A 19,746-nucleotide genomic window follows, 5' to 3' on the forward strand; every position below is an offset into this window, starting at 1 on the left:
CGGGGAGGGGTGTCGGGGCTACGACCCCAGGATCTCCGAGAGGTCGTACCGCACCGGTTCCTCCAGCTGGGCGTAGGTGCAGCTGTCCGGTGTGCGGTCCGGGCGCCAGCGGCGGAAGCGGGCCGTGTGGCGGAAGCGGGCGCCGTTCTCCATGTGGTCGTACGCCACCTCGGCCACCCGCTCGGGCCGCAGCGGTACCCAGGACAGGTCCTTCTTGCCCGACCAGCGGCTCGGCGCGCCGGGCAGCCGGGCCGACTCGTGGGCGGCCTCCTGCGTCCAGGCCGCCCAGGGGTGCCCGGAGGCGTCGTCCATGCGCAGCGGCGCCAGCTCCTCGATCAGCTCGGCCCGCCGCTTCATCGGGAACGCGGCCGAGACGCCGACATGCTGGAGGGCGCCCCGGTCGTCGTACAGGCCCAGCAGCAGCGAACCGACCACCGGGCCGCTCTTGTGCAGGCGGTAGCCCGCCACCACGACGTCGGCGGTCCGCTCGTGCTTCACCTTGAACATGGCGCGCTCGTCCTGGAGATAGCGCAGGGTGAGCGGCTTGGCGATGACCCCGTCGAGGCCGGCGCCCTCGTACTGCTCGAACCACTGCCGGGCCACGTCCACATCGGTCGTCGCGGGCGCCAGGTGCACGGGCGGGGTGACCCCGGCGAGCGCCGTGGTGAGCAGGGCGCGGCGGTCGGTGAGCGGAACGTCCAGCAGGGACTCGTCGGCCAGCGCCAGCAGGTCGAAGGCGACGAAGGAGGCGGGCGTCCGCTCCGCCAGGGTGCGCACCCGGGAGTCCGCCGGATGGATCCGCTCGGTCAGCGCGTCGAAGTCCAGCCGGCCCTCCCGCGCGATCACGATCTCCCCGTCCAGCACGCACCGCTCGGGCACCCGCTCCGTCAGCGCCGCCACCAGCTCGGGAAAGTACCTCGTCAACGGCTTCCCGGTACGGCTGCCGAGCTCCACCTCGGCGCCGTCCCGGAACACGATCGCGCGAAAGCCGTCCCACTTCGCCTCGTACTGCATGTCCGGCGGGATCGACGCCACCGACTTGGCGAGCATCGGCTTCACGGGTGGCATCACCGGCAGATCCATGCCCACGACTCTACGAGCGGACCCCGGGCTCCGCTCGTCGCGTGCACGCCCCGGATCGGTGCTTGTTGATCACAACCTGGACACGGTGTCCGCACAGCACCCGCACAGGCAGCATGATGCTCATTCGGTACACACGCTCCACGGGGGAACATTCATGCGTATCCGTACGACCGTCACCGCTGTCCTGTTGCTGGCGGCGACCGCGACGGCCTGCACCGGCGGTGGCGCCGACCCGGCCGGCGCCGAGGCGTCCCGCGCGCAGGCCTCGACCAAGGCCCTCACGCTCGGCTCCGGCCGGCACTGGAAGGACATCGACGGCGACGGCAGTCACATCAGCGCCACCACGACCGCCGTCAGTTACACGCAGCCCGCCAAGGGCGTGCACCTTCCGACCAACCTCGCCGACTTCCCCGACCCCGAGTGGGCCGTGCTGGAAGTGAAGACGTGCGCCGACGCCGCCAGCACCAACGTCATCGTCGCGCAGTCCCCGTGGACCCTCCGGCTCAAGGACGGCACCGAGGTCAAGCCGCTCGGGCTCAGGGGGTACGGCGTACCGGCGCCGACCTATCCGGTCTCGGCGGGCACCGTGCGACCGGGCAGCTGTCTGCGCGGGAAGATCACGTTCGGCATGGCCAAGGGCAGCCGCCCCGACCGGATCGTCTACGACGTCCAGCGCAGGCCCGAAGTCACCTGGTCCGTGCCCCGCGCCTAGCCGATGTGCGGGCCGCGGGCCTGATCGATGTCCGTGCCCCGCGCCTGGCCGATGTGCGGGCCGCGGGCCTGGCCGATGTGTGCGGGACGGGCGTAGCCGATATGCGCGGGCCGGGTGGTGCGCCTACCGTGGCCGCATGGGTGATGCGGTGGAACTGGAGGTGGCCGGCCGGACCGTACGGCTGTCCAGCCCCGGCAAGGTGTTCTTCCCGGAGCGCGGTTTCACCAAGCTGGACGTCGCCCGCTACTACGCGGCCGTGGCCCCCGGCATCCTGCGCGCCCTGCGCGACCGCCCCACCACCCTGCAGCGCTACCCCGACGGCGTCGAGGGCGAGTGGTTCTACCAGAAGCGCGCGCCCAAGGGCATGCCGGACTGGATCCCCACCGCCCACATCACCTTCCCCAGCGGCCGCACCGCCGACGAGATGTGCCCCACGGAGGAGGCCGCCGTGGTGTGGGCCGCCCAGTACGGCACTCTCACCTTCCACCCCTGGCCGGTGCGCCGCGCCGACGTGGACAGCCCAGACGAACTGCGGATCGACCTCGATCCGCAGCCCGGCACCGACTTCGCCGACGCCGTCCGCGCCGCCCACGAACTGCGGGCCGTCCTCGACGAGTTCGGCGGGCTGCGCGGCTGGCCCAAGACCTCCGGCGGCCGGGGCCTGCATGTCTTCGTGCCCATCGAACCCCGCTGGACCTTCACCCAGGTGCGGCGCGCGGCGATCGCCCTGGGCCGCGAGCTGGAGCGTCGGATGCCGGACCAGGTGACGATCAAGTGGTGGAAGGAGGAACGCGGCGAGCGCATCTTCGTCGACTACAACCAGACCGCCCGGGACCGCACCATCGCCTCCGCCTACTCCCTGCGGCCCCGTCCGAACGCCCCGGTCTCCGCGCCCCTGCGCTGGGAGGAGGTCGACGACGTGCAGCCGGGCGACTTCGACCTCGTCACGATGCCGGCCCGCTTCGCCGAAGTCGGCGATGTGCACGCCGACATGGACGACCACGCCTTCTCCCTCGACACGCTCCTCGAACTCGCCCGCCGCGACGAACACGAGCACGGTCTCGGCGACCTGCCGTATCCGCCCGAGTACCCGAAGATGCCGGGCGAGCCCAAACGCGTCCAGCCGAGCCGCGCACGGCCCGAACAGCCCTCCTGACGAAGGGGCTCGGGTCCGGATCCCGGTGCCCCGGCGGGCTGTCACGCCCCGGCGGCGCTCACGTCCTCCCTCCCGTCCGGGGCTATGCTGATCGTCAGCCGCCGATGAGGAGGGCCCAGGTGTCCGAGGCAGTGTCGCGCCCCACACTGGAGGCCGTGGCCGCGCGGGCCGGGGTGTCCCGGGCCACCGTGTCCCGGGTGGTCAACGGCGGGGACGGGGTGCGCGAACCCCTCGTCGAGCGGGTCCGCAAAGCGGTGGAGGAACTCGGCTACGTCCCCAACCAGGCGGCCCGCAGCCTGGTCACCAAACGGCACGACGCGATCGCCGTCGTCATCGCCGAACCCGAGACCCGGATCTTCACCGACCCCTTCTTCGCCCTCCAACTGCGGGGCATCAGCAAGGAGTTGACCGCCCGCGACAACCAGCTCGTGCTGCTGCTCACCGAGGGGCGGGACGACCACGCGCGCGTGGCCCGCTATCTCGCCGGCGGCCATGTCGACGGCGCGCTCGTCTTCTCGCTCCATCTCGACGACCCGCTGCCCGGTCTGATCGAGGGCGCCGGAGTTCCCACCGTGTTCGGCGGCCGGCCCGGCTGGAGCGACGGCACCAACAGCGCCGTGTACGTCGACTGCGACAACCGGGGCGGCGCCCAGGACGCCGTACGCCATCTCGCCGGCCTCGGCCGGACCCGGATCGCCCACATCACCGGGCCCCTGGACCAGACATCGGCCGCCGACCGCCTCCAGGGCTACCGGGACGTCATGGACGCCCTGGGAAGGACCGATCCGCGGCTGGTCGTGCCCAGCGACTTCACCCCGGCCGGCGGCGAGCGCGCCATGGCCGAACTCCTCGACCGCTGCCCGGACGTCGACGCCGTGTTCGCGGCCAACGACCTCACCGCACTGGGCGCCCTGCGCGTCCTGCGCGAGCGCGGCCACCGGGTGCCCGAGGACGTGGCCGTGATCGGCTTCGACGACGTGCTGCCCGTCACCGAACAGGCCGAGCCGTCACTGACGACGGTCCGTCAGGACATCGAGGAGATGGGCCGGTTGATGGCCCGGCTCCTGCTGGCCTCCCTGACCCGGGGGAACCCGGCCACGGGCGCGCCGTCCAGCGTCATCCTGCCCACGACACTGGTACGGCGTGCCACCGCATAGACCGCCTCCGCCTCAGCCCTGCTGCTCGCCCCTGATCACCGCGAACCGGGCGCCGTACGGGTCGGCCAGCTTGGCCATCCGGCCCACACCCTCCAGCGTGGTCGCCGGCATCCGCACCTTGCCACCGGTCTGCTGCGCCTTCTCCACCACCGCGTCCGGGTCCTCGACCTCGAAGTACGGCAGCCAGTACGCGCCGATCTGGGCCTCGGCAGGGTCCTCGGCCAGCGGGACCACCCCGCCGAACATGGAGTCGTCGTCGCCGTTCGCGGGGTTGACACAGGTGTAGGTGCCGCCGGGGAAGGGCACTCCGGAAGTCTCCAGGCCGAGCACCTTGTGGTAGAAAGCGGCGGCCGCCGCGATGTCCGGGGTGTACAGCTCGACCCAGCACAGCGAACCGGGATCGCTCGCCACGTCCACGCCCTTGGTCAGCCCTGGCTGCCAGATCCCGAAGGGCACGCCCGCCTGGTCGGCGAGGATCGCCAAGTGGCCCTGGCCCATCACGTCCATCGGCTGGGCGAGGACGCTGCCGTGCGCCTGCTCGGCGGTCTTGGCGGTGGCCTGCGCGTCCTCGCTCTGGAAGTACACGGTCCAGCTCGGCGGGCCCTGTTCGGGACTGGTCTGCATACCGCCGGCGACGGTCCTGCCGTCCAGCTGGAAGAATCCGTAACCGCCGGCGTCCGGACCCGCCGACTGGAACTGCCAGCCGAAGAGGCCGTTGTAGAAGGAGACGGCGCCGTCGATCTCGGGGGTGCCGAGGTCGATCCAGTTGGGAGCGCCGTTGACGAAACGGGTGGTGAGCATCTTCGCCCTCCTCGGAAGGGTCCCGTGCATTGCAGAGCCGAGTCTTCCACCGCCCACTGACAATCGCTGCCGGAGCGCGCCCACCGCAATCCGGTTACCGTAGGTCACTTGACGCACTCGCCGAGTTTTGATTCCGTTGCGCGCGCCGCCGTGCGCAGGCGTGGCGTCGTCGCGCATGATCGAGGCTGCTGCGGTCCGTCGCGCCCCCGTTGAGCGGGCGTTGATCGAACGTTTTTCGCCGCACGGCACGATCCTGGGCATGCACTTCGACACCACCATCCCACCCCGCACGCCCGTCCCGGTCTGGCATGCGCAGGCGTTGTGCGCGCAGACCGGGGCGGACTTCTTCTTCCCCGAGCCCGGCAGTTCGGTGCGCGAGGCGAAGCGCATCTGCGGTATGTGCGAGATGCGTTCGGCCTGCCTGGAGTACGCGCTGGACAACGACGAACGCTTCGGCGTCTGGGGCGGCCTGTCCGAGAAGGAGCGACTGGAACTCCGGCGCGCCTCCCGCTGACCCACGACCGCCCCGGGAGAGCTGAAACACGGCCGCCCCGGAAACGCCGGACCATGATCGCTCCGGAATCGCCGGACCACGGCCGCCCCGGAAGAGCCGGACCACGGCCGCCCCGGAAAATGTGTACGGTCCCTCGCCGCGCCCGGTTACGATCCCGGGACGCGGCCGGACGTAGCGCAGAGGCAGACGCACCGCCTTGCTCAGGCGAACACGCCGGTTCGAATCCGGTCGTCCGGGCCGCGTGACGAGGTCCTGTAGAGCAGAGGCAGACTCGCCGCCTTGTCAGGGCGGATACGCCGGTTCGAATCCGGCTGGGACCACGGTAGGGCGGACACGGGGCGGCGGGACGGATGAGCGAGGCGATCACCGAGGCGGAACTGGCCGCTTTCCACGACGTGGTGGGGAAGCTGCGGGCGCTGCCCGTCGACGACCCGGTGCGGCTGCGCGCCGAGCAGGTCGCCGCCTCCTTCGCCCGCGACGGACGGCTGCGCCGCCGCAGGACCCGCGGCACCGAACTGTCCCGCGCCGACGCCGCTGTGATGGCCGCGACCGCGACCGGCGCCCTGGACCGCCGCGAGGACGCGCCGCTGGCCGTGCCCGGTGCCGGGGGTGTCTTCCAGAAGCCGCGCACGTGCTACGTCTGCAAGTCGCCCTACCGACAGGTCGACACCTTCTACCACCGGCTCTGCCCCGACTGCGCCGCCGACAACACCGCCCGCCGCGCCCTGAGCACCGACCTGAGCGGCCGCCGGGTGCTGCTCACCGGCGGCCGGGTGAAGATCGGCTTCCAGCTGGCGCTGATGATGCTGCGCGACGGCGCCGAAGTCCTGGTCACCTCCCGCTTCCCGCACGACACCGTGCGCCGCTTCCAAGCCGCCCCCGGCAGCGCGAAATGGCGGGACCGGCTGACCGTGCTCGCCGTCGACCTGCGTGATCCACGTCAAGTGCTCGGCCTGTGCGAGGAGTTGCGGCAGGAGGGCGAGCCGCTGGACATCCTCGTCAACAACGCGGCCCAGACCGTGCGCAGACCACCCGAGTCCTACGCCCTGCTGGCCTCCGGCGAACGCGCCGCGCTGCCGCCGGGCGCCCGACCGGCCCCCGGGTTCACATCGCTGCGGACGCCGGCGAAGGGAGCCGCGTCGCTGCCCGTCGCCCTCCGGGAGGCCGACGAGGCCGGGCTGCTGCCCGACCCCTCGCCGGAGAACTCCTGGTCGGCCCGGCTCGGCGACCTGGACCCGGCCGAGGTCCTGGAGACCCAGCTGGTCAACGCCCTTGCCCCGGCCCTGCTCTGCGACCGGCTGCTGCCGCTGCTGCTGGCCTCGCCGCACCCGCGCCGGTACGTGGTCAACGTGACCGCGGTCGAGGGCCGGTTCGCCGTCCGCAACAAGACGGCGGGCCATCCGCACACCAACATGGCCAAGGCCGCCCTCAACATGCTCACCCGCACCAGCGCCGCCGAACTCGCCGAGCGGGGCGTCCACATGTGCGCGGTGGACACCGGCTGGATCACCGACGAGAACCCGGCCCCGAAGAAGGCCAGGATGGCGGGCGCGGGCTTCCGCACCCCGCTCGACATCGTCGACGGGGCGGCCCGCGTCTACGACCCGATCGTGCGCGGCGAGGCCGGCGACCCGGTGTCCGGGGTGTTCCTGAAGGACTACCGGGAGGCCGCGTGGTGAGTGGGGAGCCGACGTTCCCCGGGGTGCCGGACACAGTGTGCACCGCACGGCACCGCCTCAGGGCTGACTCTCACCTCCTGCGCATCTCCCCGAACACCTCCATCCAGTACCGCTGCTGCCGCTCCGACGCACCCACCAGATAGGTCGCGCGCAGCTTCGCCGGGAGCAGGGCCACCAGGCGGATCACCACCGCCCGCTCCCGCTTCAGCTGGGACAGCTCGGCGTTGGCGAGGATCTGGTGCACCACGTCGCTGTCGCCGCCGCCCTCGTCGGAGAGCGCGGCGGCCCGGCGCAAGCGGTCCTCCCAGGCCTCGACGTCCCGGGCCAGCTCGCGCAGGCCGGTGACCGGGCGCCCCCGGAAGCGGTCGACCAGGGCCGTCAGCGGCACCGGCGCGTACTCGCCGTCGCCGAGGTAGACCGTGCCCATCTCCAGCGGCAGCCCCCGCCGGTGCAGCTTGATCAGCCGCTCCAGCGTCCGCTTGGTGATCCAGGCCCGCCCCTCGTCGTCGATGTCGTGCTTCCACCACTCAAGGACCGTCTCGGCGTCCCGGCCGTAGCGCGTGAGCAGCCACTCGTTGGCCGGGATGTCCTCGGGCTCGACCAGGAGCGAGGCGGTGAAACGGGTCGCCTGGGCGATGTTGTTCCGTGCCACGAGGAGCTTGCGGCCCAGGTGGTACGGCGGGTTCTGCACCGCTATCTGCGCCCGCAGGTTCTCGATCCGCCGCCCGGCCAGGGACCACTCCTGGGTGACCTCCATCAGCTTGGCGAACGCGGCCTTGTCCTTGGGCCGGTTGTACTCGTCCCAGACGATCACCTTGGGCTCCGGACCCGTGAACGGCGCGGCCAGGAGGTTGTCCAGCGTGCCATCCGGGGAGGGGACCGGCGCGCACAGGTCCTCGACGTTCGTCACCGGCAGCGAGAAGTACAGGGCGTCCCGGCCGAGCCCCTCGCGCACGGTCTCCCGCACCAGCTCCGTCTTGCCGCACCCCGGCGGCCCCTGGAGCAGTACCGTCCAGCGGTTGCGCAGCGCGGCCCGCACCACCTGCCGTACCGGGTCCGCGATCGTCGCCGGGTTGGCCACGCCCACGCTCGCGGCGATCCGGTCGAGGATCTCGGCCGTCCGGTTCTGCCCGGGGCGGCCGTCCGGGCCGGGCTCGGCCAGCCGCAGCCGCTCGCCGTCGACCAGCGGCAGGCCCCAGCGCAGCGGGAAGCCCTCGCGCGCGTTGGCCAGCACATGGTCGAGGGTGCGCGGGGAGAGCAGTTCGCGCAGCGCGGGGGAGAGCGACGCCCACAGGGAGAACACCGGACGCAGGTCCCACGGGCGGTACTCGGCCGCGAGATGCCGCCGCCACGAGGTGTCGTTCGCCGTGATCCGCAGCGTCACCATGCGGTCCAGGAGCGCCAGGTCACCACGGCGGGCCGAGGTCTCCGACAGCGACTCGTTGTCGGTGAGGAACACACCGACACAGCCCAGGGCGCGCAGATCGTGCTCGCCCAGCGACCAGTCGCAGGCGATCTGCATCAGCTGCGACTGGATCGTGTCGCCCGCCTGCAGCGAGTCGTCGATGAGCAGCACGAACGGCCGGGCCGGCCTGAGCTGGCTCATCACCAGCTGGCGCAGCACCAGTTCGCCCGTGTGCGGGTCCCGGACCGGTGCGTTGACCAGCAGGTCGTCCGGGGTCAGGTTCGCCGCCGGCACATACACCAGCGTGGTGTCCGGGTGGGACCGGGCGAGGTGCGAGAAGAACGTCGCCGTCTTGCCGATGCCGTGCTCGCCGAAGATCTGCCCGGTCTGCCGCATGTCGATCATCGCGTCGATGAAGGACTCCAGCCGGGACGGCTCCGTGGTCCGTTTCTTCTCCGTGGTCTTCGTCCGTGTGCTCATCTACCGCGATCCCGTGGTGACGCGATGGCAGTCCATCGCGGGTGTGTGCCTCTCGGGCCAGTCGTCGCCGCCCTCCGTGATCAGCCAGATCCACTTCTCCGGCTCGGCCGGGGTGACCGGCGGCGCGTATCCGTCGGTCAGCACGACCACCGCGTCCGGGATCACCTCGCAACGGCGGCCCGCCACTTCGGTACGGCCCTCCACATAGTCGGCGACCGCCTGGAAGCTGGTGCCGCCACCGCCGTACACACGCTCGCCGGGTGCGAACGGCATCACCACCGCGTCGAAGGACAGCCAGTGCGCCGCCACCCCGTCGATCCGGCCGACGAGCCGGGTGAGGCAGTCGATCACCTGGTGGGGCATCGAGCCCGAGGTGTCGTAGGCGATGACGAGCACCTTGTCGCGGACCGGGCCGCGCCGGGCGAGCACCGGATCCTGGCCGAGGGCGGCGAGCAGGGCGCCGCGCTTCTTCGGGTACACCAGCCGCTCGCCGTCGCGCAGCCGGGAGCCCAGGACGTCGACCAGCCAGCGCTGCCACCAGTCGACCGTCCGGGTGCGGCTGGTCTCGCCGCGCAGCATGCCCGCGCCCAGGTTCCCCCAGAGCTTCGCGGCCCGCGCCGAACCCTCATCCGTGCGGTTCATGAGGTCGAGCAGCTCGCGCTCCGCGTCGGCGTGACCGCGCCGGGCCGCCAGCAGCGAGTTGAGCAGCGCGGACGAGGTCACCGCGTCGACGGTCTCCTGGTCGGCGGGGACCAGACCGGCCACCAGATGCGGGCACAGCGGCGGCGGCACCGGCGGCTCGCGCATCCGCTTCAGCTCGCCGTAGATCCGCATGTCGGTCTCGACGAACCGCTCGTACACCAGCGGCTCCAGGCCGTGGGCCGTCAGATCCTCCCGGTAGGCCTCGTACACCGCGCGCGGATCGACACCCGTCGGACGGCCGTCCAGCAGCGGCAGGTCGTCACGGCCGAGGCGGACCAGGGCCACATGGTTGACGGCGACCTCGGCGGCGAGCGTGAACACCGGGTCCTCGCGCAGCTCCGGGTCGGCCAGCAGATGGCGGTGCACCAGGTGCCGGGCTTCGTGGAACAGCACGAACTTCACGCCGTCCAGGCCGAGTCCGACGAAGAAGTCCGGGTTGTAGAGCAGCAGACAGGTGCCGTCACCCGAGGCGACCACGGCCGCCGTGTCGATCGCCGTCGTCGGGATCTGGTGCGGGCACTTCGAGTACAGCCACGACGCCACCGCCGACTCGGTCAGCCCGAAGTCCAGCAGGGCGGCCTCCTTCAGCCGCCTCGCCTGCGCGACCGTCTCCGGATCCGCCGGCCGGTAGGCCTCGAGTGCCCTGCGGTCGGCCAGATCGACCACGGGCGGGCGTGGCCGCCCCCGCTCTCCGTACGCCATGTGCAGCCCCCCGCCGCGCAGTTCCCCCCGACGCTCCATTGGTACCAGCCGCCACCGACATCGGGCGAAGGCATTACGATCGGCCGCAAGGGCGGGGCCGTAGCGCAGAGGCAGGCGCACCGGTCTCCAGAACCAGAACACGCCGGTTCGAATCCGGCCGCCCCGCCCCCTGGAACGGCTTCTGGACGGACGCCGGCAGGGCGTCCAGCCAGTCGAATACCCGCTGTCCGAAGACGGCGCGGCCCATCGGCTCGCAGTGCGGATGCGCGCCCTCCGCCGCTGTGAAGCACCAGCCGCCGCGGGCCCGGCAGCGCGTCGCAGCGCCGCCGCGAGGCGCCCTGCCAGAAATGCTCACCCTCCGGGTCGGTGATCAGCAGCGGGGTGCTGATCCGGTGGGCGACCGGGGTGAGGTCGTACGCGGAGATCTCGGTGAGCAGGTCGAACGGCGACTCGAAGCCGTACGGCTTGGTTCGCCGGCGCCACAGCGCGGCCGGCGCCGGGTCCGCACCGGTCGTTCAACGCTGAACCGGTAGGGCATGGCGGCTCCCGGCGGCGGATCCGGCCGTCCCGGTCGCCGGGACGGCCCCGGCCCGTCCGCCGCCCGCCCTTCCCACGCCAGGAGCCCCGGGCCGGCGGCACACACCGGAGAGTGTGCGGACGGCCCGTCGGCGCGGCACGCTGGTAGGAGAGCCAGGTGGCGATGGGAGGAGCTCCCATGGGACACACGGAACAGCGGCCGGCCGTGCGAACCCGGGCCGAGAAGCCCGTAGGTACCGGGAGCGTCTTCCTCTCCTTCGCTCCGTGGATCATCTTCGGCGTCGTCGCGAGCCCCAGCACCTGGGAGTACGCGGCGCTGGCGGCACTGGTCGCCGCGGTCGTGCTGTCCGGCAAGGACATGCTCCGGGGCCGGTTCTTCCTGCTGGACATGATCGCCATCGTGTTCTTCGCGGTGCTCTGCGTCCTCGCCCTCGCCCTGGACCGCCACGAGCTGATCTGGCTGGAGACGTACGCCCAGGTCATCTCCAACGCGGTGGTGGCCGTCGTGGCGCTCGGCTCCCTGCTGTCCGACCCCTTCACGGCGCAGTACGCGCGCCACTCCGTGCCGCGCGAGTACTGGGGCTCGCCCGTCTTCACCCACGTCAACATGGTGCTGACCGCGGCCTGGGGGGTGGTCTTCGCGCTGATGGCCCTGTCCACCTGGCTGGCCATCCGACTGCCCGGGCAGAGCGACTGGTTCAACTGGGTCGTCCCCATCGCCCTGCTGGTCTGGGCGGTGAAGTTCACCGAACGCTATCCGGACCGGTACAAGGAGCGGGCGGTGGCTCAGGGCCTGTCCTAGGCGATGGCCCCGGCGGTCACGATCAGTTCCTCGGTCGTGCCGTGGAAGGTTCCGAGCAGCTGGGCCAGTACCGCCCAGGCCTCCTCGTGGTCGCCCAGGTGGTCGCGGACGAGCGGGCGCAGGGCGTCCTCGGCCTCGGCGATCCGGCGCGGGAACATCACGTGTCCGAGGGAGAGCACCTTCAGCGCGTCCAGGGCGGGGCCGTGTCCCACGGCGTACTCGGCGGGGCCCGTGGTGATCCCGGCCTGGCGGACGCGGAAGTCGAACTTGCGGTGCGCGCCGAACTGGGCGCGCAGCGAGGGCGGGCAGTCCGGGCGTACGGCCAGGGCCCACCGGACGTAGCCGGGAAGGGAGTTCTCGCGGTCCGCCGCCGCGACCGTCTGCCAGTGCTCGCGCCGGTAGACCATGGACGTGGCCTCCCGCGCGGCGGCCATGGTGGTCGACTCGCGCAGGGCCGGGACCAGTCCGAGGCGGGCGACCCGTTCCGGGACCGGTGGCGGCTCGTAGTTGTCGCGCAGGACCGGGTCGACCTCCACCGTGGGCAGGGGGCCCGGGCCGAACGGCACCCCGTTCAGGACGGCCCGCCGCAGCGCCGTGTCCCGGTCCGTGAGGAGACGCCAGACGACGGCGTTGAGTTCGGGGTCGTCCTCCTGGAGCATCCACAGCAGCACCGAGGAAGGCAGTGCCGGCAGCCCCGACGGGAGCCGGCGCCGGGCCTCCCGGAGGTCCTCCGGCGCCGGCCGGGGCAGCCCGACACGCGCGCGTACCCGGTCGGCGCCTGTGGAGTCGATCAGGTCCAGCAGGAAGCCGACCGCCCGGCCGGAGGTGATGTCAGCACGCATGGGCGCATGATGCCGCAGGCCACCGACAGGGCGCACCGGATAATCCGCGCGCCCCTCCGTCGTGGGTTCACGCCCCGGCGCGCGCCGCCATCCGCGCCTTGCGCGCGGCCAGCTTCTCGTCGAACTTCAGGGCCTCCGCGTCCAGCCCGCCCATGAACAGGCCGAGTTCCTCCTGAGCCTGCAGACCCTCCGGGCCGAGGCCGTCGATCTCCAGGACCTTCAGGTGGCGCAGCACCGGCTGGATCACGTCGTCGTGGTGGATGCGCAGGTTGTAGACCTCGCCGATGGCCATCTGGGCGGCGGCCCGCTCGAAGCCGGGGATGCCGTGGCCGGGCATCCGGAAGTCGACCACGACGTCCCGCACCGCCTGCATGGTCAGATCGGGGGCGAGTTCGAAGGCGGCCTTCAGAAGGTTGCGGTAGAAGACCATGTGCAGGTTCTCGTCGGTCGCGATCCGGGCCAGCATGCGGTCGCAGACCGGATCGCCGGACTGGTGGCCGGTGTTGCGGTGCGAGATGCGGGTCGCGAGTTCCTGGAAGGCGACATAGGCGACCGAGTGCAGCATCGAGTGGCGGTTGTCCGACTCGAAGCCCTCGCTCATGTGCGACATCCGGAACTCCTCCAGCTTGTCCGGGTCGACCGCGCGGGAGGCGAGCAGGTAGTCGCGCATCACGATGCCGTGCCGGCCCTCCTCGGCGGTCCAGCGGTGCACCCAGGTGCCCCAGGCGCCGTCCCGGCCGAACAGCGAGGCGATCTCGTGGTGGTAGCTGGGCAGGTTGTCCTCGGTGAGCAGGTTCACCACCAGGGCGATCCGGCCGATCTCGGTGACCTTGGACTGCTCCTTGCCCCAGGCCTCGCCGTCCTCGAAGAAGCCGGGGAAGTTACGGGCGTCCGACCACGGCACGTACTCGTGCGGCATCCAGTCCTTGGCGACCTTCAGATGGCGGTTCAGCTCCTTCTCGACCACTTCCTCCAGGGCGTACAGCAGCCGCGCGTCGGTCCAGGCGGACGAGCTGCCGAGATGGGGAGAAGTGATCGTCACGAGAACTCCAGGGGGACGCCGAACAAGAGCGAATGAACGGGTGAGGACCGGCGAGCGGTGCCGGAAACCTACGTGATCGTAGGCTACGAACCCGTAGGTTACGAAGCCGTAGGTTAAGCGCGCCGTTAAGACCGCTGATCAGGCGCCGTGCCCAGGGCGAATCGGGACATGCCAAACGGGCCCGGGACTCGCAGGTCCCAGGGCTGGAGGGGTGACCAGATCACCCGGTCAGACGTACAGCTCCCGCAGTCGCACCGAGAGGCACGTCACACATCCCTCGAGTTTCTCGAACTCGGAGATGTCCACCGTGACCACGTCGTGGCCGAGGTCGGTCAGCAGTTCCGTCGTCTTCGGGGCGCTCGCCGACATCAGCAGTTTGCCGCCGCCCAGCAGCACCACATGGGCGCCGGCCTCCTCGGGCACCGCCAGGAAGCCCGGGAACAGCGAGGGCCGGTCCACGTTCGGGATGTGCCCCAGAATCGTTCCGTCGGGAAGCGCGGTCACCGCCGACTTCAGATGCAGCACCTTGCTCACCGGTACGGCGACGACCCGCGCGCCCAGCGGCTCGAACACCGCCCGCAACTGCTGCACCCCGGCCGCGTTGGTCCGTCCGCCCCGGCCGACGTAGAGGGTGTCGCCGACCTTGAGGACGTCACCGCCCTCCAGCGTGCCCGGCTCCCAGATCCAGTTCACCGAGCAGCCGAGGCGGGCCACCGCCTCCTCGACCCCGGCGGTCTCCGCGCGCCGGGACTCGGCGCCGGGCCGGGTGATCAGCGCCACGTTCTTGTACATGACGACCGTGTCCTCGACGAAGACCGAGTCCGGGCAGTCGTCCTCCGGATCGACCTCGACGGTCTCCCAGCCGTGCGCGCGCAGCGTCTGCGCGTACTCCTCCCATTGGTCCTGGGCGAGCTCGTCGTCGACCTTCTCCCGCTCGATGTGCGTCACCAGACCTTCGGCGAGGCGCGGGCTGGGGCGGCGGATGAGGGCCTTCTTGCTGGGCACGACGGGTCTCCGGGGTCGGCGGTTGGGTCCGGCGCCCATTGTCGGGGGCGCCGGACCGCCATCATGCAGCGCGGGTCCGTGTCGACAAAACCCTTGTTGTCAGGCTGTGCCCCTCCTGAGACGCGCCACCTCCTCCGGTGTGGTGTCCGTCAGCTCCCCGTCCGCCATCAGCAGCCAGCGGGTGATCCCGATCGACTCCAGGAAGGGAAGATCGTGACTGGCCACGATCAGAGCCCCCTGGTACGACTCCAAAGCAGTGGTGAGCTGCCGCACGCTCGCCATGTCGAGGTTGTTCGTCGGCTCGTCGAGCATCAGCAACTGCGGGGCGGGCTCGGCCAGCAGCAGCGCGGCCAGCGCCGCCCGGAAGCGTTCGCCGCCGGAGAGCGTGGCCGCCCGCTGGTCGGCGCGGGCGCCCCGGAACAGGAAGCGGGCCAGCCGGGCCCGGATCCGGTTGTTGGTGGCGCCCGGCGCGAACCTGGCCACGTTCTCGGCCACGGTCAGCTCCCCGTCGAGCACGTCCAGCCGCTGCGGCAGGAAACGCAGCGGCACATGCGTGTGCGCCTCGCCCGCGACCGGCTCCAGCTCCCCGGCGATCGTGCGCAGCAGCGTCGTCTTGCCCGCGCCGTTGCGCCCGATCAGCGCGATCCGCTCGGGCCCGCGCAGATCGAGGATCCCCTTCACCCGCGAGCCGTGCGCGAGCTCCAGATTCTCCAGCGTCAGGACGTTCCGGCCCGGCGGTACGGCCGTGTACGGCAGTTCGACGCGGATCTCGTCGTCGTCCCGTACCGCCTCCACCGCCTCGTCCAGCCGCTCCTTCGCCTCGCTGAGCCGCTCCTCGTGCATGATGCGGTGCTTGCCCGCGGACTCCTGAGCCGCCCGTTTGCGCGCCCCCATGACGATCTTCGGCTCGCGTTTCTGCTCGAACATCTTCTGCCCGTACCGCTTGCGGCGGGCCAGTTTGACCTGGGCGTCGGACAGTTCGCGTTTCTGCTTGCGGACATCGGCCTCGGCGACCCGCACCATGCGCTCGGCCGCCTCCTGTTCGACGGCGAGCGCCTCCTCGTACGCCGAGAAGTTGCCGCCGTACCAGGTGACCTCCCCGGCGCGCAGATCGGCGATCTGGTCGACCAGGTCGAGGAGTTCACGGTCGTGGCTGACCACGATCAGCAGGCCCGGCCAGGACGCGACGGCCGCGTACAGCCGCTTGCGGGCGTACAGGTCGAGGTTGTTGGTGGGCTCGTCGAGCAGCAGTACGTCCGGCCGGTCCAGCAGCAGCGCGGCCAGCCGCAGCAGCACCGACTCGCCGCCGGAGACCTCGCCGACGGTCCGGTCGAGTCCGATGTGGCCGAGTCCGAGCTCGCCGAGGGTGACCAGGGCGCGCTCCTCGACGTCCCAGTCGTCGCCGAGCGTCTCGAAGTGCGCCTCGGACGCGTCGCCCGCCTCGATGGCGTGCAGCGCGGCCCGCCGGGCGGCGATGCCGAGCGCTTCCTCGACGCGCAGCGCGGTGTCCAGGGTGACGTTCTGCGGGAGGTGACCGACGTCGCCGGCCACCTTCACGGTGCCGTCGGACGGGGTGAGCTCACCGGCGATGAGCTTGAGAAGTGTGGATTTCCCTGATCCGTTGACGCCGACCAGGCCGGTCCGGCCGGGGCCTACGGCGACGTCCAGGCCGTCGAGGACGGGGGTGCCGTCGGGCCAGGAGAAGGACAGGGACGTACAGGTGACGGAAGCAGACATGGGCGCCTCATGGTTGCTTGCGGTGTCGGGGACAGACGCGTGTCGAGACACCGCGGGACAGCAGCCGAGGGCCAGGGAAGAGATGCCTGTGCCGGAGGACGGCTCGCACGCCGAGGTCGAACGCCACGGACACACCTCGCGGGTGTGACGCGGTGTCTCGAGTCCTCAGACGAGCAACGTCCTTCTCCTATCGACGGCAACAGAACCGTTGTACAAGGTAGGAGGGCCCCAACGGGGTGTCAACGCAATTAATCGCGACCCCGTCCGGCGGCCGGCCGACGCCACCGGATGGCTCAGCAGGCGTCCCGCATCAGTTCGGCCAGGTCGTGGTCGAGGTCCAGCCGGAGGTGTTCGAGACCGGTGGGCACCAGGTCACCGGTCGCCTCCAGGAACCGCTCGATCTCGCCCGTGCGCACATGGACGACGGCGGTGCCCTCGGGGGCGTGGAACTCCAGGACGGTCCGGTCGTAGCCGTACGGTCGCACCCGGACGTCCCCCGCGCCCTCCGGGGCGTGCAGGCCGGCCGCGAGCAGTTCGCGGGAGAACGTCCAGCAGACGTCGACGCCCTCCAGGGTGGCCGGGGCCGGGAACGTCATACGGACGGCGAAGGGGTCCTCGCTGTCGTAGCGAAGGCTGGCGGGAATGCTGGGCATGCGGGGCGACGCGGCGACCAGTCGGGCCTCCACGGGCTGCTCGATGACAGTGGACAAGGCCTTGCTCCCTAGTGACGGCTGGACGAATTTCCGGGCGTATAAGACCTGGCACTGGAAGAGACGACGGAAGCGGCCGATCCGTGCACGCGAAGTGCGAGTGACCTCTGTCACCGGGTTCATTCACACCTGGGGCTTACCTGGCCCAGGGGACGGCCGGGCCCTCTGGACGGCACCGGGACAGTGGGCTAACTTGCCCCGCCATGAGGCGCTTGGGGAGCACGCGGCGGTCAGGACGGACGGGACGGACGAGCCGGACGGTGACGGTGGGGGTGGCGTGCGCGGCGGCGCTGGCCGCGCTGACCGCGGGTTCCGCGCACGCGGCGACACCGGCACCGCACTGGGTGGTCAAGAACACCGGCACACCGGACGTGCGGTTCCGCGGTCTGGCCGCCGTCGACCGGCACACCGCGTGGCTGGCCGGAACGGCCGGCACCGTGCTGCGCACCACCGACGGCGGGACGACCTGGCGGAACGTCTCTCCGCCGGGCGCGGGCGACCTCCAGTTCCGGGACGTCGAGGCGTTCGACGCGCGCCGCGCGGTGGTGCTGGCCATCGGCGAGGGCGAGGCGTCCCGCGTCTACCGCACCGACGACGGCGGGGCGACCTGGACCGAGTCCTTCCGCAACACCGACCCCGCCGCCTTCTACGACTGCATGACCTTCTTCGACCGCCGCCACGGCCTCGCCATGAGCGACCCGGTCGAGGGGAGGTTCCGCATCCTGGCCACCGGCGACGGCGGCCGCTCCTGGCGGGTACTGCCCAGCACCGGGATGCCGGCCGCCCTGGACGGCGAGGCCGGTTTCGCCGCCAGTGGCCAGTGCCTGGTCGCCTCCGGGCCGAAGGACGCCTGGCTGGCCACCGGCGGCGGCGCGCACGCGCGCGTGCTGCACTCCACCGACCGTGGACGGACCTGGACCGCCACCGACACGCCCGTCCCGGCCGGCGATCCGGCCAAGGGCGTCTTCGCCCTCGCCTTCCGCGACCGCACCCACGGCCTCGCGGTCGGCGGCGACTACCGCCCCGACCAGTCCTCCCCGCAGGCGGCCGCGGTCACCCGCGACGGCGGCCGCACCTGGCAGCCCGCGACCACACCGCCGCCCGCCTACCGCTCCGGCGCGGCCTGGCTCCCGCACAGCCGCAGCACCGCCCTCGCCGTCGGCCCCACCGGCACCGACCTGACCACCGACGGCGGCCGCACCTGGCGGACCGTCGACACCGGCTCGTACGACACCGTCGACTGCACCCCGGACCTGAGCTGCTGGGCCGCCGGTGAGCAGGGCCGGGTGGCACGTCTGGAGCGCTGACCCGCGGGTACCCGGTGGCGGCAATGCCGACGATGGGACACGGAGGGAGTGGCCATGCCACGCGGATCCAGCCCCAAGCGGGAACGCCAGTACGAGCACATCAAGGAGAGCGCGCTCGACCGGGGCGAGAGCGAACAGCGAGCCGAGGAGATCGCCGCGCGGACCGTCAACAAGGAACGCGCCCGCGCCGGCGAGTCCGAAACCGCGAGCCGTACGTCCCTCCAGGACATGTCGTCCGGGAGACGCGGCGGCAAGCGCTCGCACAGCGGCGCCGCGGGCCCGACCTACGACCAGCTCTACGAAGAGGCCAGGCAGCGTGGCATCGAGGGCCGCTCCGACATGAACAAGGCGCAACTGCAACGCGCCCTGAACGCCAGGAAGAGCTGACCCGCCGATCCTCCAGCGCTGACACGGGAACGCGACCGCGCCCGCCGCACGCGCGCGTGGCGCGTCGTACGCTCGTGATCACCATGACGACCGTATGCGTACCCGCGGGCTGGCCCGCGACCGAGGAAGCGGCGCTGGCCGTGCAGGACGAGTTGCGGGGGCGGGTGGTTCTCGACGAGCCGGGACCGGCGCCCGGCACGGGCCATGTCACGGGTGTCGACGTGGCCTACGACGACGAACGGGACCTGGTCGCGGCGGCGGCCGTCGTGCTGGACGCGGCGACCCTGGAACCCGTGGCCGAGGCGACCGCCGTCGGCCGCGTCTCCTTCCCCTACGTGCCCGGTCTGCTCGCCTTCCGTGAGATCCCCACCGTTCGGGCCGCCCTCGACGCCCTGCCCTGTCCGCCGGGCCTGGTCGTCTGCGACGGCTACGGCCTCGCCCACCCGCGCCGCTTCGGCCTCGCCAGCCACCTCGGCGTCCTCACCGGCCTGCCCACCGTCGGCGTCGCCAAGAACCCCTTCACCTTCGCGTACGACGACCCGGACGCCCCGCGCGGCAGCCACGCGCCGCTCCTCGCCGGCACCGAGGAGGTCGGCCGCGCGCTGCGCACCCGGGACGGCGTCAAGCCGGTGTTCGTCTCCGTCGGCCACCGGGTGAGCCTGGACCGCGCCTGCGCCCACACGCTGGCGCTCACCCCGCGATACCGCCTGCCGGAGACCACCCGCCGCGCGGACGCGCTGTGCCGCAGGGCACTGCGGGAGGCCCAGGCCTGAGTATCCGTACTGAGTACGCGTACGGATGTGCCCGCCCCGGTCCCGGCGACAGGCTGGCCGGCATGACGACACATCGTGCCCCCAAGCCCGTGGCCGACCCCGCCCAGCCCGTCGAGCGCGCCGTCAACGCGGCGCTCGTCCTCGCGGTGGTGGCGGGGTTCGCCTGGATCGTAAGGATGGTCTGCACCGTGCTGGCCTGGCAGTCCTGACCGG

General features: G+C 71.8%; 19 protein-coding genes and 3 tRNA genes. 13 read left to right on the plus strand and 9 right to left on the minus strand.

The genetic code is table 11. The annotated features are described in order from the left end of the window. Positions 1–18: 18 nt before the first annotated feature. Complete coding sequence (locus tag ABZ642_RS37110; protein WP_360492829.1) at positions 19–1,083, minus strand: ATP-dependent DNA ligase; 1,065 nt, start codon at positions 1,081–1,083, stop codon at positions 19–21. Between the two features lie 154 nt (positions 1,084–1,237). Between ABZ642_RS37110 and ABZ642_RS37115 the strand changes: the two genes are divergently transcribed. From ABZ642_RS37115 to ABZ642_RS37125, 3 genes are all read left to right on the plus strand, one after another. After that, complete coding sequence (locus tag ABZ642_RS37115) at positions 1,238–1,795, plus strand: hypothetical protein (RefSeq protein WP_360492832.1); 558 nt, start codon at positions 1,238–1,240, stop codon at positions 1,793–1,795. A 136-nt stretch (positions 1,796–1,931) separates the two neighbouring features. Continuing rightward, entirely contained in the window at positions 1,932–2,951 is a 1,020-nt protein-coding gene (ligD, locus tag ABZ642_RS37120; protein ID WP_360492834.1) for a non-homologous end-joining DNA ligase, read from the plus strand. Positions 2,952–3,070: 119 nt separating this feature from the next. Then, positions 3,071–4,108: a LacI family DNA-binding transcriptional regulator gene (locus ABZ642_RS37125; RefSeq protein WP_360492837.1), complete on the plus strand. Its 1,038-nt coding sequence runs from the start codon at positions 3,071–3,073 to the stop codon at positions 4,106–4,108. A 12-nt stretch (positions 4,109–4,120) separates the two neighbouring features. Here the strand turns inward: ABZ642_RS37125 and ABZ642_RS37130 are convergent, their stop codons facing one another. Beyond that, on the minus strand, positions 4,121–4,909 hold the full coding sequence (locus tag ABZ642_RS37130) for a VOC family protein (RefSeq protein ID WP_360492840.1): 789 nt from the start codon (positions 4,907–4,909) through the stop codon (positions 4,121–4,123). A gap of 259 nt (positions 4,910–5,168) precedes the next feature. On the opposite strand from ABZ642_RS37130, the gene ABZ642_RS37135 reads away from it, so the two are divergent. From ABZ642_RS37135 to ABZ642_RS37150, 4 genes are all read left to right on the plus strand, one after another. Continuing rightward, on the plus strand, positions 5,169–5,423 hold the full coding sequence (locus tag ABZ642_RS37135; protein ID WP_351705417.1) for a WhiB family transcriptional regulator: 255 nt from the start codon (positions 5,169–5,171) through the stop codon (positions 5,421–5,423). 165 nt (positions 5,424–5,588) lie between these two features. Continuing rightward, positions 5,589–5,660 (plus strand) — tRNA-Ser (locus ABZ642_RS37140). Positions 5,661–5,671: 11 nt separating this feature from the next. Further along, positions 5,672–5,743, plus strand: a tRNA-Asp gene (locus ABZ642_RS37145). Between the two features lie 30 nt (positions 5,744–5,773). Continuing rightward, positions 5,774–7,102, plus strand: a complete 1,329-nt coding sequence (locus ABZ642_RS37150; protein ID WP_360492844.1) for an SDR family oxidoreductase — start codon at positions 5,774–5,776, stop codon at positions 7,100–7,102. Between the two features lie 70 nt (positions 7,103–7,172). Here the strand turns inward: ABZ642_RS37150 and ABZ642_RS37155 are convergent, their stop codons facing one another. Further along, positions 7,173–8,987, minus strand: coding sequence for an AAA family ATPase (locus ABZ642_RS37155; protein ID WP_360492847.1), 1,815 nt, complete (start codon positions 8,985–8,987; stop codon positions 7,173–7,175). Then, complete coding sequence (locus tag ABZ642_RS37160) at positions 8,988–10,391, minus strand: hypothetical protein (RefSeq protein WP_360492849.1); 1,404 nt, start codon at positions 10,389–10,391, stop codon at positions 8,988–8,990. It abuts the gene before it with no gap. A 91-nt stretch (positions 10,392–10,482) separates the two neighbouring features. Here ABZ642_RS37160 and ABZ642_RS37165 point away from each other — a divergent pair. Together ABZ642_RS37165 and ABZ642_RS37170 are read left to right on the plus strand one after the other, a co-directional pair. Continuing rightward, positions 10,483–10,558, plus strand: a tRNA-Trp gene (locus tag ABZ642_RS37165). Positions 10,559–11,106: 548 nt separating this feature from the next. Further along, positions 11,107–11,730 (plus strand): hypothetical protein, encoded by a 624-nt coding sequence (locus ABZ642_RS37170; protein WP_360492851.1) that lies wholly within the window; start codon positions 11,107–11,109, stop codon positions 11,728–11,730. Here the strand turns inward: ABZ642_RS37170 and ABZ642_RS37175 are convergent. The 5 genes from ABZ642_RS37175 to ABZ642_RS37195 form a co-directional block, all read right to left on the minus strand. Next, positions 11,727–12,572, minus strand: a complete 846-nt coding sequence (locus tag ABZ642_RS37175; protein WP_360492853.1) for a hypothetical protein — start codon at positions 12,570–12,572, stop codon at positions 11,727–11,729. The genes ABZ642_RS37170 and ABZ642_RS37175 overlap by 4 nt on opposite strands. 67 nt (positions 12,573–12,639) lie before the next feature. After that, positions 12,640–13,614 (minus strand): acyl-ACP desaturase, encoded by a 975-nt coding sequence (locus tag ABZ642_RS37180; protein WP_360492855.1) that lies wholly within the window; start codon positions 13,612–13,614, stop codon positions 12,640–12,642. A 228-nt stretch (positions 13,615–13,842) separates the two neighbouring features. Continuing rightward, on the minus strand, positions 13,843–14,619 hold the full coding sequence (gene ddaH / locus ABZ642_RS37185; RefSeq protein ID WP_360492857.1) for a dimethylargininase: 777 nt from the start codon (positions 14,617–14,619) through the stop codon (positions 13,843–13,845). A gap of 99 nt (positions 14,620–14,718) precedes the next feature. Beyond that, positions 14,719–16,356, minus strand: a complete 1,638-nt coding sequence (locus ABZ642_RS37190; RefSeq protein ID WP_360492859.1) for an ABC-F family ATP-binding cassette domain-containing protein — start codon at positions 16,354–16,356, stop codon at positions 14,719–14,721. Positions 16,357–16,649: 293 nt separating this feature from the next. Further along, positions 16,650–17,066: an SsgA family sporulation/cell division regulator gene (locus ABZ642_RS37195; RefSeq protein ID WP_360492861.1), complete on the minus strand. Its 417-nt coding sequence runs from the start codon at positions 17,064–17,066 to the stop codon at positions 16,650–16,652. Positions 17,067–17,269: 203 nt separating this feature from the next. Here ABZ642_RS37195 and ABZ642_RS37200 point away from each other — a divergent pair, with 203 nt between their 5' ends. The 4 genes from ABZ642_RS37200 (at position 17,270) to ABZ642_RS37215 (ending at position 19,742) form a co-directional block, all read left to right on the plus strand. Beyond that, positions 17,270–18,373 carry an oxidoreductase gene (locus ABZ642_RS37200; protein WP_360492864.1) on the plus strand — a complete coding sequence of 368 codons (1,104 nt, stop codon included), beginning with the start codon at positions 17,270–17,272 and terminating at the stop codon, positions 18,371–18,373. Between the two features lie 54 nt (positions 18,374–18,427). Then, positions 18,428–18,760, plus strand: coding sequence for a plasmid stabilization protein (locus ABZ642_RS37205; RefSeq protein WP_360492867.1), 333 nt, complete (start codon positions 18,428–18,430; stop codon positions 18,758–18,760). Positions 18,761–18,843: 83 nt separating this feature from the next. Beyond that, entirely contained in the window at positions 18,844–19,533 is a 690-nt protein-coding gene (locus ABZ642_RS37210) for an endonuclease V (protein WP_360492870.1), read from the plus strand. A gap of 62 nt (positions 19,534–19,595) precedes the next feature. Further along, positions 19,596–19,742: a hypothetical protein gene (locus ABZ642_RS37215; protein WP_360492872.1), complete on the plus strand. Its 147-nt coding sequence runs from the start codon at positions 19,596–19,598 to the stop codon at positions 19,740–19,742. Positions 19,743–19,746 lie beyond the last annotated feature (4 nt).

This window comes from Streptomyces sp. NPDC007157 (assembly GCF_040634235.1).
Lineage (GTDB): Bacteria > Actinomycetota > Actinomycetes > Streptomycetales > Streptomycetaceae > Streptomyces.